15 protein-coding genes and 1 pseudogene are annotated in these 17427 nt (G+C 69.4%); 11 read left to right on the top strand and 5 right to left on the bottom strand.

All coding sequences use genetic code 11. The features are described 5' to 3' along the window. The first annotated feature begins 92 nt into the window (after window positions 1-92). The 5 genes from sufC to JMO03_RS05695 all read left to right on the top strand — a co-directional run bounded on the left by sufC (window position 93) and on the right by JMO03_RS05695 (window position 4323). Entirely contained in the window at window positions 93-857 is a 765-nt protein-coding gene (gene sufC, locus JMO03_RS05675) for a Fe-S cluster assembly ATPase SufC (protein WP_202841254.1), read from the top strand. Next, window positions 854-2113, top strand: coding sequence for a Fe-S cluster assembly protein SufD (sufD, locus tag JMO03_RS05680; RefSeq protein WP_337926366.1), 1260 nt, complete (start codon window positions 854-856; stop codon window positions 2111-2113). Before sufC ends, sufD begins: the two co-directional genes overlap by 4 nt. Then, complete coding sequence (locus JMO03_RS05685; protein ID WP_202841260.1) at window positions 2110-3360, top strand: cysteine desulfurase; 1251 nt, start codon at window positions 2110-2112, stop codon at window positions 3358-3360. Before sufD ends, JMO03_RS05685 begins: the two co-directional genes overlap by 4 nt. 94 nt (window positions 3361-3454) lie before the next feature. Next, the gene (locus JMO03_RS05690; protein WP_202841262.1) at window positions 3455-3994 is read left to right on the top strand and encodes a GNAT family N-acetyltransferase; all 540 of its coding nucleotides are present in this window, start codon (window positions 3455-3457) and stop codon (window positions 3992-3994) included. Continuing rightward, entirely contained in the window at window positions 3991-4323 is a 333-nt protein-coding gene (locus JMO03_RS05695; protein WP_202841264.1) for a non-heme iron oxygenase ferredoxin subunit, read from the top strand. The genes JMO03_RS05690 and JMO03_RS05695 overlap by 4 nt, the downstream gene beginning before the upstream one ends. A gap of 149 nt (window positions 4324-4472) precedes the next feature. Here the strand turns inward: JMO03_RS05695 and JMO03_RS05700 are convergent, their stop codons facing one another. Next, complete coding sequence (locus tag JMO03_RS05700; RefSeq protein WP_202841267.1) at window positions 4473-5075, bottom strand: HutD/Ves family protein; 603 nt, start codon at window positions 5073-5075, stop codon at window positions 4473-4475. A 167-nt stretch (window positions 5076-5242) separates the two neighbouring features. Continuing rightward, complete coding sequence (locus tag JMO03_RS05705; RefSeq protein ID WP_202841269.1) at window positions 5243-5578, bottom strand: ComEA family DNA-binding protein; 336 nt, start codon at window positions 5576-5578, stop codon at window positions 5243-5245. A 204-nt stretch (window positions 5579-5782) separates the two neighbouring features. On the opposite strand from JMO03_RS05705, the gene JMO03_RS05710 reads away from it, so the two are divergent. Together JMO03_RS05710 and JMO03_RS05715 are read left to right on the top strand one after the other, a co-directional pair. Next, entirely contained in the window at window positions 5783-7276 is a 1494-nt protein-coding gene (locus JMO03_RS05710; RefSeq protein WP_202841271.1) for a M20 family metallopeptidase, read from the top strand. A 162-nt stretch (window positions 7277-7438) separates the two neighbouring features. Beyond that, window positions 7439-7705, top strand: a complete 267-nt coding sequence (locus JMO03_RS05715) for a GlsB/YeaQ/YmgE family stress response membrane protein (protein ID WP_149103706.1) — start codon at window positions 7439-7441, stop codon at window positions 7703-7705. Between the two features lie 199 nt (window positions 7706-7904). Here JMO03_RS05715 and cysC read toward each other — a convergent pair whose 3' ends face one another. Together cysC and cysD are read right to left on the bottom strand one after the other, a co-directional pair. Continuing rightward, window positions 7905-9779, bottom strand: a complete 1875-nt coding sequence (cysC, locus tag JMO03_RS05720; RefSeq protein ID WP_425491790.1) for an adenylyl-sulfate kinase — start codon at window positions 9777-9779, stop codon at window positions 7905-7907. A gap of 205 nt (window positions 9780-9984) precedes the next feature. Further along, on the bottom strand, window positions 9985-10911 hold the full coding sequence (gene cysD / locus JMO03_RS05725; RefSeq protein ID WP_202841273.1) for a sulfate adenylyltransferase subunit CysD: 927 nt from the start codon (window positions 10909-10911) through the stop codon (window positions 9985-9987). Between the two features lie 140 nt (window positions 10912-11051). On the opposite strand from cysD, the gene JMO03_RS05730 reads away from it, so the two are divergent. The 3 genes from JMO03_RS05730 to JMO03_RS05740 all read left to right on the top strand — a co-directional run bounded on the left by JMO03_RS05730 (window position 11052) and on the right by JMO03_RS05740 (window position 15458). After that, complete coding sequence (locus JMO03_RS05730; protein WP_202841275.1) at window positions 11052-12890, top strand: assimilatory sulfite reductase (NADPH) flavoprotein subunit; 1839 nt, start codon at window positions 11052-11054, stop codon at window positions 12888-12890. 97 nt (window positions 12891-12987) lie between these two features. Beyond that, complete coding sequence (gene cysI / locus JMO03_RS05735; RefSeq protein ID WP_202841307.1) at window positions 12988-14721, top strand: assimilatory sulfite reductase (NADPH) hemoprotein subunit; 1734 nt, start codon at window positions 12988-12990, stop codon at window positions 14719-14721. Further along, window positions 14718-15458, top strand: coding sequence for a phosphoadenylyl-sulfate reductase (locus JMO03_RS05740; protein ID WP_202841277.1), 741 nt, complete (start codon window positions 14718-14720; stop codon window positions 15456-15458). The genes cysI and JMO03_RS05740 overlap by 4 nt, the downstream gene beginning before the upstream one ends. Window positions 15459-15771: 313 nt before the next feature. Here JMO03_RS05740 and JMO03_RS05745 read toward each other — a convergent pair whose 3' ends face one another. Then, window positions 15772-16473: a class I SAM-dependent methyltransferase gene (locus JMO03_RS05745; RefSeq protein ID WP_202841279.1), complete on the bottom strand. Its 702-nt coding sequence runs from the start codon at window positions 16471-16473 to the stop codon at window positions 15772-15774. Window positions 16474-16688: 215 nt separating this feature from the next. Between JMO03_RS05745 and JMO03_RS05750 the strand changes: the two are divergent. After that, window positions 16689-17427: pseudogene (locus JMO03_RS05750) on the top strand (IS3 family transposase); the annotation flags it as partial.

Below are 17427 nucleotides of genomic sequence, written 5' to 3' on the forward strand. Positions count from 1 at the left end.
TCCCGAGCGCAGCGAGGGATCTTCCTTTTCACCCACGACGGATCGCAGATTCCTCACCTGCGGTTCGGAATGACAGCTTCGAGACGCACCCCATGCTCAAGATCGACAACCTCCACGCCAGCATCGCCGGCAAGGACATCCTCAAGGGCCTCACGCTGCACGTGAAGCCTGGCGAGGTGCACGCCATCATGGGCCCGAACGGCGCCGGCAAGTCCACGCTCGGCAACATCCTCGCCGGCCGCGAGGGCTACGAGGTCACCGCGGGCACGGTCGAGTTCGACGGCAAGCCGCTGCTCGAACTGGAACCGGAAGAGCGCGCCGCCGCCGGCGTGTTCCTCGCCTTCCAGTACCCGGTCGAGATCCCGGGAGTGAACAACACCTACTTCCTGCGCAGCGCGCTCAACGCGCAGCGCAAGGCCCGCGGCGAGCCGGAGCTGGATTCGATGCAGTTCCTGAAGCTGGTGCGCGAGAAGCTTTCGGTGCTGCACCTGGACGACAGGCTGCTGCATCGCGGCGTCAACGAGGGATTCTCGGGCGGCGAGAAGAAGCGCAACGAGATCTTCCAGATGGCGGTGCTCGAGCCGCGGCTGGCGATCCTCGACGAGACCGACTCGGGCCTGGACATCGACGCGCTGCGCCACGTCGCCGAAGGCGTGAACGCGCTGCGCGCGCCGGACCGCTCGTTCGTGGTGATCACCCATTACCAGCGTCTGCTCGACTACATCAAGCCCGACGTGGTGCACGTGCTGGCCGACGGCCGCATCGTCGAATCCGGGGGCCCGGAACTGGCGCTGGAGCTCGAACAGCACGGCTACGCCTGGATCGCCGACCGGATCGCGCCGGAGGCCACGGCGTGACCAGTCCGCTGCTCGAATCGCTGGCCGCCGGCTTCAGCGGCGACCCGGCGCGGCGCGACCTGCTCGACGCCGCGTTGCGCGACGGCATGCCGGGCCCGCGCAGCGAGCGCTGGAAGTACACGACACTGCGCGCGCTGGAGCGCCGCAGCTTTGCCGCGGTGGAAGCCGCGCCGATCGTCTCCCCGGACGCGCTTGCGCACATCGACGCGCCGCGACTGGTGTTCGTGAACGGCCTGATGGATTCCACATTGTCCCGGTTCGAAGGCCTGCCGGCCGGCATCCACCTCGAGAGTGCGCACCGCCCCCAGGCCGGGCTCGCGACCGCAGGCGACGAGGACGCGCGGCACGCTCCGGGCGACGACGTCTTCGCGCGGCTCAACGCCGCGCTCGCGACGCAAGGCGCCAGCCTGCGTGTCGATGCCGGCGTGCACGTCGCAGGCCCGGTCAACCTCGTGTTCGTCGGCGCGCCCGCGGAGGGCAACCTCGCCTGGCACCTGCGCCATCGGATCGAGCTCGGCGCAGGCGCCTCGTTGCGCGTGGTCGAACACCACCTGTCGACCGGCCCGCACCGCCACCTCGACAACGGCGCGCTTTCGATCGCGCTCGGCGACGGGGCCCGCCTCGAGCACGCACGGGTCCAGCAAGCCGCCGACGGCGCCACCCTGTTCACACGTACCGACGCGACCCTGCAGGCCGACGCACGCTACCACCGCGTCGACCTCGAGCTGGGCGGCGCCCTGTCGCGCCATGAGCTCAACGTCCGGCTGGAAGGCGAGCGCGCCACGCTGGCCGCGCACGGCGTGCTGCTCGCCGCGGACCGCAGCCACCTCGACACGCGCCTGGGCATCGAACACGCCGCGCGCGACACCGCCTGCGACCTGTTGTGGCGCGGCATCGGCGCCGGACGTGGACGCGCGGTGTTCCATGGCGGCATCACCATCCACGGGGGCGCCGACGGGAGCGACGCGCGACTGTCGAACAAGAACCTGCTGCTGTCGGCGACCGCCGAGATCGACACCCAGCCGGTCCTGGTGATCCACGCCGACGAGGTGCAGGCCGCGCACGGCGCGACGGTCGGCCAGCTCGATCCCGGCGCGCTGTTCTACCTGCGCTCGCGCGGACTCGGCCAGGACGCGGCGAAACGGCTGCTGACCGCGGCGTTCTGCCGCGAGCCGCTGGCGGCGATCGGCGACGAGCCATTGCGCGCCATGCTTGAGTCGCGCATCGATGCGGCGCTGGAAGCGCTGTCCGCATGAGCGCGCCTCGGCCCGACGTGGCGATGCGGCAGGACGTCGACTGGGCACGCGTGCGCGAGGACTTCCCGCTGCTCCGGCGCACGGTGCACGGCAAGCCGCTGGTGTATCTGGACAGCGCCAATACCGGACAGAAGCCTGCGGTGGTGATCGAAGCGGTCGACGATTTCTACCGCCAGCACAACGCCAACGTCAGCCGCGCGGTGCACGCGCTCGGCAGCGAAGCCACCGAGGCCTACGAGGGCGTGCGCGGCAAGCTGGCCCGCTTTCTCAATGTGCGCGCCGACGAACTGGTGCTGTGCAGCGGCACCACCTTCGCGATCAACCTGGTGGCGTACTCGTGGGCACTGCCACGGCTGACAGCCGGTGATGCGATCCTGGTCTCGCGCATGGAGCACCACGCCAACATCGTGCCCTGGCAGCTGGTGGCGCAACGCACCGGCGCGACGATCCGCGTGGCCGGCATCCGCGAGGACGGCACGCTCGACCTCGACGCCCTGCGCGCGGCGATGACGCCGGAGGTGAAGCTGCTGGCGGTGACCCACGTTTCCAACGTGCTGGGCACGGTCAATCCGGTGCGCGAGATCTGCCGCGAGGCGCGCCGGCGCGGGATCACGACCGTGGTCGACGGCTCTCAGGCGGTACCGCACCGCGCGGTCGACGTCGCCGCGATCGGCTGCGATTTCTACGCCTTCACCGGGCACAAGATGTGCGGGCCGACCGGCACCGGCGCGCTCTGGGCGCGGCGTGAACTGCTCGCGACGATGCCGCCCTTCCTCGGCGGCGGCGAGATGATCCGCGAGGTCAGCTTCGAGGGCACCGTGTTCAACGATCCACCGCAGAAGTTCGAGGCCGGCACGCCGAACATCGCCGGGTTCGTCGGGCTCGGCGCAGCCGTGGACTATCTCCAGGGCATCGGCATGGCGCGGATCGAGGAGCGCGAGGCCGAACTGCTGGCGCACCTGACCGGCGCGCTGGACGCGCTCGATGGCGTGCGCATCTTCGGCCGCGCGCCGGAAAGGGCCGCCGTGGTCTCGTTCCTGATCGAAGGCGCGCACGCCCACGACCTCGCCACCCTGCTCGACCTGGAGGGCGTCGCGGTGCGCTCGGGCCAGCACTGCGCGCATCCGCTGCTGCAGTTCTACGGCGTCGCCGCCACCTGCCGCGCTTCGCTGGCGTTCTACAACACCCACGCGGAGATCGATGCGTTCGTCGCCGCGCTCGAGAAGGTGCGCAGGCTGCTGGGCTGATCGTGGCGTCCGGCCGCGAGCCGGATCGTCCGGAGACGGCGTCCACCACAAGCCGATGTCGCTGCCCCGCGCCCGGTTTACATAGAATGTGCGCATGCCCGCACCGATCCTCCGCCCGGCGACGCCAGCCGACGTGCCCGCCCTGGTCGCCCTGGTCACTTCCGCGTACCGCGGGGAATCCAGCCGCGCCGGCTGGACCACCGAGGCCGACTTCCTCGACGGCAACCGGATCGACGCGGACGTGCTGCGCGCCGACATCGCGCGCCCACGCAGCCGTGTGCTGGTCGCCGAGCGGGAAGACGGCCTGGCCGCGTGCGCCCACGTGGCCGACGAGGACGGCGCCGGCTACTTCGGCATGTTCTCGGTGCGGCCCGACCTGCAGGGCGGGGGACTCGGCAAGCGGTTGCTGGACGAGTGCGAGCGCATCGTGCGCGAAGAGTGGCGGCTGCCGGCGATGCGCATGGCCGTGATCGACATCCGCGACGCCCTGATCGGTTTCTACGAACGCCGCGGCTACCGGCGCACCGGCGTGTTCAGGCCCTTCCCCTACGGCGACCCGCGCTACGGCATCCCGCTGCGCGACGACCTGCGCTTCGAGGTCCTCGAGAAGCGCTTCGACGGAAGCAACGCATGAGCGAAACCTGGACCTGGGTCTGCGCCACGGGCGAGCTGCTACCTGGCGAGATGAAGATCGCCTTCGACGAGACCACCGGTGCCGGCATCCTCGTGGTCAACCTCGACGGCACGCTGTACGCGCTGGAGGACCAGTGCAGCCACGAGGAATTCGAGCTCTCCGCCGGCAGCATCGACACCGGCGAGGGCAGCATCGAATGCGTGCTGCACGGCGCGCGCTTCGACCTCCGCGACGGTCGCGCCCTGTGCGCCCCGGCCTACGAGCCGGTGGCGAAGTTCCCGGTGAAGATCGAACACGGCGGCATCTGGGCGCGCGACGACCGGGAGTAGACACGGCCGTCGCGTGGGCGCGACGGCACCGCAAGCGGGCGCCGGCGTACGTCGCCGGAAGCTGGGCCAGGCTCCCCGGGTCGCGGCGCGCGGCACTGGACGGAGAGGTCGTCGACATGCCGCGGAGGCGGGCGCAATCGCCGCGAGATCTACCCGGCCGCCTGCCCCGCCCGCGCGTCGATCCGCACCAGCAGCGCCTCGCCGCCACCGTCGAGCACGTAGCGCGCGCGGCCTTCGGGAGCGCCCAGCAGCGCGGTGTCGCCCATCGCCATCGACGGCAATGGGTCATCGCCCTCGAGGTGCGCGCGGCCCGCCAGCAGGTACACGACCCAGGTCGTGCCCGGATCCATGAACAGCACCATCGGACCGGCGAGCGGGCGATGCCACAGCTGCGTCGCGACCGCGTCGCGCCGCCACATCAGGTTGAAGGCTACGGCACGTCCGTCGAGGGGCTGCCCGCCCAGCGCGCGATCGCCGGCGAAGCGCAGCCGCTGGTGCGGCGGCAGCAACTCGCGCGTCTCGCCGTCGTCGAAGCGCAGGCGCAGCCCGTCGCCTTCCAGCAGCACGAGTTCGCGATCGACCCCCGGCAGTAGCGAAAACGGCGCATCGGCCTCGACCTCGGCGATCGACAGCCGCCATGCCCAGCCCTCGCCGCCGGGCTCGGCGTGGATCTCGCGCGTCCAGCCGGCGCCGTTGATCCAGCGCACGCGGCGATACTCGTGGGCGGGGATGACGCATGTCGTGCGGTCCATGCGCGCCAGTGTAGCCGCGGCGCGGCGGACCCCGCGCAAGAGGCCGCCCGCCCATGCCTTCCTGGCATGGAACGGGCGACGGCACGTCCCTGTCGCGGCCTGCGGCCATGTACGGAGCTTTCCCTGCTCCATCGCGGACGCGCATCCGTGCGCGTCCGCAACTGCCTTCAGCGCGTCTGCGCCGCCGTGCGGCCGGCGCCGGCCGCGGCACCGGCGGCCTTCGCCGGGCCCGGCGAGGACACCACGATGCGCTCACGGTTCTGTTCGACCGTCCGCAGGCCGATGCCCTTGACCTCGGCCAGCTGTTCCGGGCTGCGGAACGGCCCGTTGGTCTTGCGATGGGCGACGATCGCCTCGGCCTTGGAGGGGCCCACGTTCAGCAGCACGCGGTCGAGCGTGGCGGCGTCGGCGGTGTTGATGTTGACCTTCTCCGCGGCGAACGCGGCGCCGGCCAGCATCAGCGAGAGCAGCAGCGTGGAGAACAGGCTCTTGATCGTATTCATGTCGGTTTCCTTGGGTGAGGTTGGTTTCCTTGCCGCCGGCGAGGCGACCGCCCGCCGGTGATGACAGTCTTCCCGGTCGCGCCGCCGCGCGGGATCGCCGCAGGGGCTCGCGCAGGACAGGGTTACCCCGTGCGCCCGGGTCGGAAAACCCCTACACGTGGCGCACGCTAGAATCGCGTCTTCCACGCAACCGGGCTTGTTCCGATGGACGCCAGCAAGATCGAGCGCTATGTCGGCGACAAGTGGGACGACGAAATCGTCCCGCAACTCGTCGAGTACATCCGCATTCCGAACAAGTCGCCGATGTTCGACGCCGACTGGGCGGCGCACGGCCACATGGACGATGCGGTGAGGTTGATGGAATCCTGGGCGCGTGCGCAGCCGATTCCCGGCATGACCGTGGACGTGGTGCGCCTGGCGGGACGCACGCCGCTGATCTTCATCGAGGTCCCGGCCGCGCACGGCGGCAGCGACGACGATTGCGTGCTGCTGTACGGCCACCTCGACAAGCAGCCGGAGATGACCGGCTGGGACGACGACCTCGGCCCCTGGAAGCCGGTGCTGCGCGACGGCAGGCTGTACGGGCGCGGCGGCGCCGACGACGGCTACGCGATATACGGCTCGCTGGCCGCGATCCTCGCGCTGCAGGAACAGCAGGTGCCGCATGCGCGCTGCGTGGTGCTGATCGAGGCCTGCGAGGAATCGGGCAGCTACGACCTGCCGGCCTACGTGGACCACCTCGCCGACCGCATCGGCCAGCCCTCGCTGGTGGTGTGCCTGGATTCTGGCTGCGGCAACTACGACCAGCTGTGGTGCACCACCTCGCTGCGCGGCCTGGCCGGCGGCAACCTCACGGTCAAGGTGCTCGACGAGGGCGTGCACTCGGGCGACGCGTCCGGCGTGGTCCCGTCCAGCTTCCGCCTGCTGCGACAGCTGCTGTCGCGGATCGAGGACCAGGACACCGGCCGCATCCTGATCGACGGACTGTTCGCCGAGATCCCCGCCGAACGCCTGCAGCAGGCGCGTCGCGCGGCCGAGGTGCTGGACACCGCGATCTACGACAAGTTCCCGCTGGCGCCGGGACTGGTGCCGATGCACGACGACCTGACCGAGCTGGTGCTCAACCGCACCTGGCGGCCGGCGCTGTCGATCACCGGCATGGACGGCATCCCGCCCCTCGCGTCGGCAGGCAACGTGCTGCGGCCACAGACCGCGGTGAAGCTCTCGCTGCGTCTGCCGCCCACCGTCGACGGGCGCCGCGCGGGCGAACTGCTCCAGGAGGCGTTGCTGCGCGATGCGCCGAACGGCGCGCAGGTCACGCTGGCGCTGGAGAAGGCCGCGACAGGATGGAACGCACCGGCGACCTCGCCGTGGCTGGAAAAGGCGATCGACGCGGCCAGCCTCGAGTTCTTCGGCAAGCCGGCGATGTACATGGGCGAAGGCGGCTCGATCCCGTTCATGGGCATGCTCGGCGAGAAATTCCCGGGCGCGCAGTTCATGATCACCGGCGTGCTGGGCCCGCATTCCAACGCCCACGGTCCCAACGAGTTCCTGCACATCGCGATGGGCAAGCGGGTCACCGCCTCGGTCGCGCGCGTGATCGCCGAACACCATCTCGCGGGCCGGCGCGGCGAGACCACGGGCGCGGCGGTGACCGCGGACAGCGGTACGCGCCACGGCGACCACGGCTGCTGCTGAGCCGCGACGCGACGTCCATGTTGCGGATTCGCCATGGACGTCGCCCCGACCGCAGCGCCCGTGCCTGCGTGTCGATCGCGCCCACCGGGGAACCGGGTGGGGCTGGCATCGCGGCCGGGGCCCTGCCAAGCTCTACCGCATCATTTCCGCCCGGGGGCACGCATGGAACTGTTCGGCAGCAGCAACTGGCTCTACATCATCCTGATCGGCCTGGTGGTCGGCATCGTGGCGCGGCTGCTCAAGCCGGGCCGCGACCGGATGGGCATCATCCTGACCATCGTGCTGGGCATCGCCGGCGCGCTGTTCGCGGGATGGGTCGGCCGCATGGTCGGCTGGTACGGCCAAGGACAGGCTGCGGGCTTCATCGCCTCGACACTCGGCGCCATCGTCCTGCTGGTCATCGTCGGCGCACTGCGCAAGCGCCGCTGAACCACCCGGCCCCGTAGGAGCGCCTTCAGGCGCGACCGCCGTTCGAGACGATGCTTGGGCCACGGGGCTGCGGGACGTGGACTGGCACAGCCGGGGGCTCGGACGACCGGCGGATTTCCACGGCGGCGGGCGATCGCGCCTGAAGGCGCTCCTACGGTCGGCGGATGGGTCGCATAGGCGGCCTTCCGCGTCGCTGCGGTCAGTCGAGCAACCGCGCGATCACCTGTTCCGCCAACGCCTCGGCGCTCGCCGCCTGCGTGTCGAGCACCAGTTCGGCGTGTTCCGGTGGTTCGTACGGCGAATCGATGCCGGTGAAGTTGGGCAGCTCGCCGCGGCGCGCCTTGGCGTACAGGCCCTTCACGTCGCGTCGCTCGGCGTCCGCCAGCGGCGTGTCGACGAAGACCTCGAGGAACTCGCCTTCGTCGAACAGCGATCGCGCCGCGCGGCGCTCGGCGCGGAACGGCGAGATGAAACTGACCAGCACGATCAGGCCGGCATCGGTCATCAGCTTCGCCACTTCCGCGACCCGGCGCAGGTTCTCGACCCGGTCCTCGTCGGTGAAGCCCAGGTCGCGGTTGAGGCCGTGGCGGACGTTGTCGCCGTCGAGCAGGTAGGTATGCAGGCCGCGCGCTAGCAGGCCGCGCTCGACCAGGTTGGCGATGGTCGACTTGCCCGCGCCCGACAGGCCGGTGAACCAGACGCAGCGCGGCTGCTGTCCCTTGAGGGCGGCGCGCAGCTTGCGGTCGACGTCGAGCGCCTGCCAGTGGATGTTGTCGGCGCGGCGCAGGCCGTGGCGGATCATGCCGGCACCGACCGTCGCCCGCGTCAGCGGATCGACCAGGATGAAGCCGCCGAGCGCGGCGCTCTCGGCGTAGGGCGCGAAGGCAACCACCGCGTCGAGCGACAGCACCAGCTCGCCGATCTCGTTGAATTCCAGGCGCTTGGCCGCCAGCGGCTGCAGGCTTTCGGGATCGTGCCGCGACTTGAGTTCGCTGATCCGCGCGCCCACGGTGCGCGTGCCGATCTTGAGCTGGTAACGCCGCCCGGGCAGCAGCGGCGATTCGTCGAACCACAGCACGTCGGCCACGACCTGGTCGCTGTGCGCCACCGGCGCATCGGCCGCAGCGAGCACGTGGCCTCGACCGGCGTCGACCTCGTCGGCCAGCTGCACCGAGACCGCCTGGCCCGCGTGCGCCGATGCCGTCGTCGTACCGGACACGGCCAGCGCGGCAACGCGGCTCGCCGCGCCCGCCGGCTCGACGCGCACCGCATCACCGACGCGCAGCACGCCGGCCGCGACCGTGCCGGCCAGCCAGCGGCCGCCCTCGCCGTCGCGCAGCACCGACTGCACGGGTAGCCGTAGCGGCAGCGATGCATCGGACGCTTCGATGACGACGTCCTGCAGATGCTCGAGCACGCTCGGACCGGGGTACCAGCCGATCGCCTGCGAGCGCACGGTGACGTTGTCGCCCACCGCCGCCGCCACGGGGATCGCGACCACGTCCGGCACCCCGAGCTTCTGCGCATGCGCGCGGAAGCGCGTGGCGATCGCGTCGAACACGGCCTGGTCGTAATCCACCCGGTCCATCTTGTTGACCGCGAGCAGCACGTGGCGCACGCCGAACAGCGACAGGATCGCGACGTGGCGGAAGGTCTGCGGCAGCAGCCCCCTGGTGGCATCGACCAGCACGATCGCGAGGTCGGCGACCGACGCACCGGTCGCCATGTTGCGCGTGTACTGCACGTGGCCGGGGCAGTCGGCGATGAGGAAGCGGCGGCGCGCGGTCTGCAGGTGGCGCCAGGCCACGTCGATGGTAATGCCCTGTTCGCGCTCGGCGTCGAGTCCGTCGAGCAGGAGCGCGTAATCGATCTCGCCGCCGCGCGTGCCGTGGGTGGCACTGGCACGCGCGAGGGCGGTGCGCTCGTCGTCCGGCACGCGTCCGGCCTCGTGCAGCAGGCGGCCGATGAGCGTGCTCTTGCCGTCGTCGACGCTGCCGCAGGCGATGAGACAAAGGAACCCTGACTCGGAACCGGTAATTGGTGATTGGTGATTGGTGATCGGCGATTCGGACACGGCGGGACGCGCGCTCTCCGGATCCACGCGCATGGCTGGACGACTCATGGCTGGGCCCCGGCCGGTTGAGCCCTGGCCAGCTTCGTGGAGCTCGAGCTGTCATCCCGAACGCTGCCCGCCTTCGCGGGCCGTTGCGCGTTTGCGGATCCCGTCCGCTTCACCACAGCCGCAAGCTGGCCACCCCGCATCTCCATTCCCGGCTTCATCAGAAATACCCTTCCCGCTTCTTCTTCTCCATCGAATCGCCATCGGCATGGTCGATCAGTCGGCCGGCACGCTCGGACTGCGCGCTGGTCTCCATCTCGGCGATCACCGCGTCGAGGTCCGCAGCGTCCGATTCCACCGCGCCGGTCAGCGGATAGCAGCCCAGGGTGCGGAAGCGCACCCGGCGCGATTCGACGCGCTCGCCATCGCGCAGCACGAAGCGCTCGTCGTCGACCATGATCCAGGTGCCGTCGCGGCGCACCACCGGCCGCTCGGCGGCGAAGTACAACGGCACCACGTCGATGTTCTCGCGGCGGACGTAGCGCCAGACGTCCAGTTCGGTCCAGTTCGACAGCGGGAACACGCGCACGCTCTCGCCCTCGCCGACGCGGGCGTTGTACAGGTTCCACAGCTCGGGGCGCTGCCGGCGCGGATCCCACCGGTGCTGCGCATCGCGGAACGAGAACACCCGCTCCTTGGCGCGCGACTTCTCCTCGTCGCGACGCGCACCGCCGATCGCGGCATCGTAGCCGCCGGCCTCCAGCGCCTGCTTCAGCGCCTGGGTCTTCATCACCTCGGTGTGCACGCTGGCGCCGTGGCTGAGCGGACCGATGCCGTCGCGCACGCCCTCGGCGTTGATGTGGACGCGCAGTTCCACCCCGGTCTCGGCCACTCGCCGGTCGCGGAAGGCGATCATCTCGTGGAACTTCCAGGTCGTGTCGACGTGCAGCAGCGGGATCGGCGGCGGCGCCGGGGCGAAGGCCTTGAGCAGCAGGTGCAGCAGCACCGAACTGTCCTTGCCGATCGAATACAGCAGCACGGGGTTGCGGCACTCGGCCGCGACCTCGCGCAGGATGTGCAGGCTCTCGGCCTCGAGGCGGTCGAGGTCGGCGTCGGCGGGGGCGATGGAGGGCGAGGGAACCGTCATGGTGGCGGCGATTGTAGCCAGCCCCCCTCCCCGGCCGGTAAATCACCGCAGGGCATGACTGCATAACCGACCCTCCTTTCCCGCGCACGGCGTGCTTGCCTAGCCTTGGCTGCGACCCCGCCACCAAGGATCGCCGGAGGATGTCCGCTCCCGCCGCATTGCCCGCGCTGCCGTTTCCGCAGGAGACGGCGGATGCGCTGGTCCGCCTCACCCAGGGGCTGGAGCCGGCCGGGTTGTGGTGGCTGTCCGGATATGCGGCAGGTCTGGCCAGCCGCAGCGGTGCGGAAATGCCCGCGATCCCGGTTGCACGCACCGACGCAGCGCCGGCCGGGCGCCTGACCATCCTCTATGGCAGCCAGACCGGCAACGCCCGCCGCGCCGCCGAGACGCTGCTGGCGAAGGTGCAGGCGGCAGGCCTGCCTGCGCGCCTGATCCGGGCCGATGCCTACCCCACCCGCGAACTCGCCGGCGAACGCCTGCTCTACGTGGTCATCAGCACCCAGGGCGAAGGCGATCCGCCGGACGACGCCATCGGCTTCGTCGAGTTCCTCACAGGCCGGCGCGCGCCGAAGCTGCCGGAACTGAAGTTCGCCGTGCTCGGCCTGGGCGACACCAGCTACGCCGACTTCTGCGGCATCGCACGCCGCATCGACGCACGCCTGGCCGAACTCGGTGGGCAGCGCGTGGCCGACATCGGTCTGGCGGACCTCGACATCGACACCGTCGCCGATCCCTGGGGCGAAGCGGCGCTGGCGCAGGCGCGCGAACAGCTCAAGGCCGCCACGCCCGTGGGCGCTGCGCACTTGGCCACGGTCACGCCGCTGCGCCCGGCCACGGCCTGGTCGCACGAGCGTCCATTCCCGGCCGAGGTGCTGGCCAGCCAGACCCTCAGCGGCCGCGAGTTCAAGGGCACCGGATTCCGGCGCTACGGCGCCATCGACAAGGACGTGCGCCACATCGAACTTTCGCTGGACGGCTCCGGCCTGTCGTACGAGCCGGGCGATGCGCTCGGCATCCGCCATCGCAATCCCGAGCCGCTGGTCGCCGCCGTGCTGGAGGCCACGAAGCTCGACGGCGATGCCATCGCTACCATCGGCAGCGACACCCTACCGCTGGCCGAATGGCTGGCCACGCACCGCGAACTGACCCGGTTGTCGCGCCCGCTGCTCGCCACCCTGGCCGAGCGTGCCGACGCGGACGAGCTACGCGGCCTGCTCGAACCGGGCAATGCCGGGTTCGCCGCGCTGCTGGCCGACCACCAGTTGGTCGACGTGCTGCGCCGCTGGCCCGCCGGCTGGGAGCCCGATGCCCTGCTCGCCGCGCTGCGCCCGCAGGCCCAGCGCCTGTACTCGATCGCCTCCAGCCGCAAGCGCGTGGGCGAAGAGGCGCATCTCACGGTCGACATCATCGGCTACCAGGCGCACGGCCATGCCCACGTCGGCGCCGCCAGCGGCTTTCTTGCCGGCCTGGAGGAGGGCGGCCAGGTGCCGGTCTACATCGAGCCCAACGAGCGCTTCCGGGTGCCGGCCGACGGCACGCGCGACATCCTGATGATCGGCCCCGGCACCGGCGTGGCGCCGTTCCGCGGCTTCGTGCAGGAACGCGCGGAAACCGACGCCAGCGGCCGCAACTGGCTGTTCTTCGGCGCCCAGCATTTCAACACCGGCTTCCTCTACCAGGTCGAATGGCAGGAAGCGCTGCGGCGTGGGGAACTGCACCGGCTCGACCTCGCCTTCTCGCGCGACCAGGCCGACAAGGTCTACGTCCAGCACCGCCTGCGCGAGCGCGGCCGCGAGGTCTACGACTGGTTGCAGGCCGGCGCGCACCTGTACGTGTGCGGCGCGATCGCGATGGGCAAGGACGTGCATGCCGCGCTGCTCGACATCGTCGCCGCGCACAACGGTGGTGACATCGACGCGGCGGCCGAATACCTGTCCGCCCTGCAGCGGGAAGGCCGCTATGCCCGCGACGTCTACTGAGTGAGAGCCGTGATTGGTGATTGGTGATTCGCAAAGGCGGATCAGGTTATCCCTCGAAACAATCAGACAACCCGTTCTTCCGAATCACGAATCACGAATCACGAGCACCATGAGCACCCATTCCGTCGAAGACATCAAGGCCGAGAGCCACCGCCTGCGCGGTTCGCTGCTAGAGAGCCTCGCCGATCCGCTGACCGGCGCGCTGCGCGAGGACGACCAGACGCTGATCAAGTACCACGGCAGCTACCAGCAGGACGACCGCGACATCCGCGACGAACGCCGCCGCCAGAAGCTCGAACCCGCCTACCAGTTCATGATCCGCACCCGCACGCCGGGCGGCGTGGTGTCGCCTGAACAGTGGCTCAAGCTCGACTCCATCGCCATCCGTTTCGCCAATCACTCGCTGCGCGTCACCACCCGCCAGGCATTCCAGTTCCACGGTGTGATCAAGCGCGAGCTGAAGGCGACGATGCAGGCGATCAACGCCGCGCTGATCGACACCCTCGCCGCCTGCGGCGACGTCAACCGCAACGTGCAGGTCGCCGCCAATCCGCTGCTGTCTCGCGCGCATGCCGGGCTGTACGCCGATGCCGCGCGCACCTCCGAGCACCTGCTGCCCAATACCCGCGCCTACTACGAGATCTGGCTGGACGAGGAGCGCGTGGCCGGCAGCGGCGGCGAGGAAGAACCGGTCTACGGCGACAGGTACCTGCCGCGCAAGTTCAAGATCGGCTTCGCACTGCCGCCGGTGAACGACGTCGACGTCTACGCCAACGACCTGGGCTTCATCGGCGTGCTCGACGAGGCCGGCGAAATCGCAGGCTACGACGTGACCATCGGCGGCGGCATGGGTGCGACCCATGGCGACACGGACACCTACCCGCGCCTGGCCAACAACATCGGCTTCATCCCGCGCGAGGCGCTGTTGCAGGTCGCGACCGCCGTCGTCACCACCCAGCGCGACCTCGGCAACCGCGCGGTGCGCAAGCGCGCCCGCTTCAAGTACACCATCGACGACCACGGCCTGGACGTGATCAAGGCCGAGATCGAGCGCCGCGCCGGCGCGACGTTCGAAGCGCCGCGTTCGGCCCCGTTCGAACACAACGGCGACCGCTACGGCTGGGTCGAGGGCGAGGACGGCCACTGGCACCTCACCCTGGCGCTGCCGTCCGGACGCATCGCCGACCGTCCCGGCGCGCCCCACCTCACCGGCCTGCGCCGGATCGCCAACGTCCATCGCGGCGAGTTCCGCATGACCGGCAACCAGAACCTGCTGATCGCCGGCGTGCCCGCCGGCGAACGCGACCGGATCGACGCGCTGGTGCGATCGCACGGGCTCGATGCCGGCAACCGTTCGCCCACCGCGCTCGCCCGCGCCGCGATGGCCTGCGTCGCGCTGCCGACCTGCGGCCTGGCGATGGCCGAGGCCGAGCGCTACCTGCCCGATTTCAGCGCAGCGCTGCAGCCGCTGCTCGAAAAACACGGCCTGGCCGATGCGCCGATCCTGCTGCGTATCTCCGGCTGCCCCAACGGCTGCTCGCGCCCCTACCTGGGCGAGATCGCGCTGGTCGGCAAGGCGCCCGGCCGCTACAACCTGATGCTCGGCGCCGACCATCGCGGCCAGCGGCTGAACACCCTGTACCGCGAGAACATCCCCGAGGCCGACATCCTGGCCGAACTGGAACCGCTGTTCGCCCGCTACGCCGCCGACCGCGGCCGCGACGAAGGCTTCGGCGACTTCCTGCTGCGCGCGGGCATCGTCGACATTCCCGAGAAAGACCGCAGGCGCGGCATTCGTATCGAAAGCGCCCTGGTCGAGGACATCGCATGAACCTGCCCACCCCCGCCGCCGCCCTCGAATCGGCCACGGCGCGCACCGAACTCAACCGCTGGCTGGCCGGCCGCCGCGCCGAAGAACGCCTAGAGTGGGCGCTGCACACCCTGCCCGGCGAACATATGCTGTCCTCGAGCTTCGGCGCGCAGGCCGCGGTGTCGCTGCACATGGCCACGCAGCAGCGCGCGGACCTGCCGGTGGTGGTGATCGACACCGGCTACCTGTTCCCCGAGACCTACCGTTTCATCGACGAGATGACCGACCGGCTCTCGCTCAACCTCAAGGTCTACCGCCCGCAGATCGGCGTCGCCTGGATGGAAGCGCGCATGGGCCGGATCTGGGAGGAAGGCGTCGACGGCATCACCCGCTACAACCGCCTGCGCAAGGTCGAACCGATGCAGCGTGCCCTCGACGAATTGGGCGTGGGCACCTGGATCGCCGGCCTGCGCCGCAGCCAGAGCCGCACCCGCGCCAACATCGACTTCCTCGAGCGCAAGGACGGGCGCTGGAAGCTGCATCCGATCGCCGACTGGAGCGATCGCGACGTGGGCCAGTACCTGGCCAGGCACGGCCTGCCGTACCACCCGTTGTGGGACAAAGGCTACGTTTCCATCGGCGACGTGCATACCACCCACCCACTGAGCGCGGACATCACCGAGGAGCAGACACGCTTCTTCGGGCTGAAGCGCGAGTGCGGACTGCATTTGGAAGAAGAGGCGCTGTCGGGACTCTGACTGAACGGCTGATCTGAGCGCACTGGGGACGCAGCGTCACGCGATTGAAGACGGACGCTCTCGGTGCTGCAACGCGTACGCGTCCCTTCGCTTCCAACTACGCATCCTCACCCAAAAACGGCGTTGGGAATGGTTCGCCTCGTCACAGGAAGCACTAGCCTGGCACTTGGCCCCCCGTCTCCCCGGACGGGGCCAAGCTGACCCTCGTCCGGTGGCGTAACCGCGCGCCCCACTGATGAATCGCAGCGGCGCATCGACCGAAGACGCCGGGACGTCAGCTGTATGAAACGTTCGACGAGCGCTGCAGCAGGGCTCAGGCTCCGCGAAGCAGAAGCATGTCGTCGCGGCCAAGGTTGAGGACGGTGCTGATGTGGAATCCACGCCAATGCGGCTCGGGAATGTTCGCCTCCCGCAGACGTTCCTCGGGAAAGTTGTATGTGGCGTCGAAAACTTCCGGCAGGCGCAGGAGTTTGCCGAGATGACTTCCGATATCCTGGTTCCCGAACCTACGAACGTGGTCAAACTGGCCGAACCTCCGGACCCTTTCCTCGACACTTATCTCTTGAAACGACTCGTCGTACTTCCCGGAGGTGAACGGGATGACACAGAGGTGGCGTCCTGAAGGCTTCATCATCCGATGCAGATGGTAGAGCGGGTAAGCCAACGTGCATGGCACATGCTCGAGGACGTGGCAGTGCATGATTAGATCGAGATGCGACGACGGCCAGTGATCGAGATCACACAGATCAATCTTCTCGCACTTCGCGAACGCGTACCTCCCCGGGTCGATGTCGGCACACGTATACCGATCGACACAGTGAATTCTCGACACCGCGTCATGTATTCCTTTCTCGGGCGCGACGTGCAGGATTCTCGCTCCCGCGGGCAAGGAAATCTCAAGAAAGTACATCCATAACAGGCGCGTTCTCTCGAGAGAACTGCAGTCACGGCACCGAATCGCCTTCCTGCCGTTCATATCGACAAAATCCCTGCAGCCGCACAGGTTGCACTGCATCCTACCCCCCGATGTAAGCACCCCAACCTGGAGCCGTGCCCACAGGTCTGGCCCCCTTCCCATCCGCAAGGAATGCAGCCAGACCGTCGGCCGCGCCCAGCGGTTCAGCCCCGCAGCCACGGGACACCACTGGGGCCGACGTCCCCCCGACGTCCCCCCGGTTTTGAGTAGCGCGTCGATTTGGAGTCCAATCCCCCAGAGCAAGGAGATTGGACGTGAAGAAGCGCTTTTCCGAAGAGCAGATCATCGGCTTCCTGCGTGAGGCCGAGGCGGGGCTGCCGGTCAAGGAGCTATGCCGCAAGCACGGCTTCAGCGAGGCCTCCTACTACCTGTGGCGCAGCAAGTTCGGCGGCATGAGCGTGCCCGACGCCAAGCGCCTGAAGGAGCTCGAGACGGAGAACACCCGGCTGAAGAAGCTGCTGGCCGAGCAGGTGCTCGAGAACGAGGTGATCAAGGACGTCCTGCGAAAAAAGTGGTGAGCGCACCGGCCCGTCGGGAGCAGGTGCGTTACATGGTGAGCAAGGGTTTGAGCGAGCGCCGGGCGCTGGCGGTGGTGCGGATGAGCGCCAGCGCGCTGCGTTATGCACCGCGTCCGGACAGGAACGTGGAGGTCCGAGCGAGCATCCTGGCCCTGGCGCAGCGACACAAGCGCTACGGCGTCGGAATGATCCACCTCAAGCTTCGCCAGGAGGGACAGTTCGTGAACTACAAGCGTGTCGAGCGGCTGTATCGGCAAGAGCGGCTGCAGGTGCGCCGTCGCAAGCGCAAGAAGGTACTGGTGGGTGAGCGACAGCCGTTGCTGCGACCGACCCGGGCCAACGAGGTCTGGTCGATGGACTTCGTGTTCGACCGGACGGCCGACGGCCGGGTGATCAAGTGCCTGGTGATCGTGGACGATGCCACGCACGAACCGGTGGCGATCGAGGTCGAGCGGGCGATCTGTGGAAACGGCGT

The organism is Luteimonas saliphila (assembly GCF_016774335.1).
Classification (GTDB): Bacteria; Pseudomonadota; Gammaproteobacteria; order Xanthomonadales; family Xanthomonadaceae; genus Luteimonas; species Luteimonas saliphila.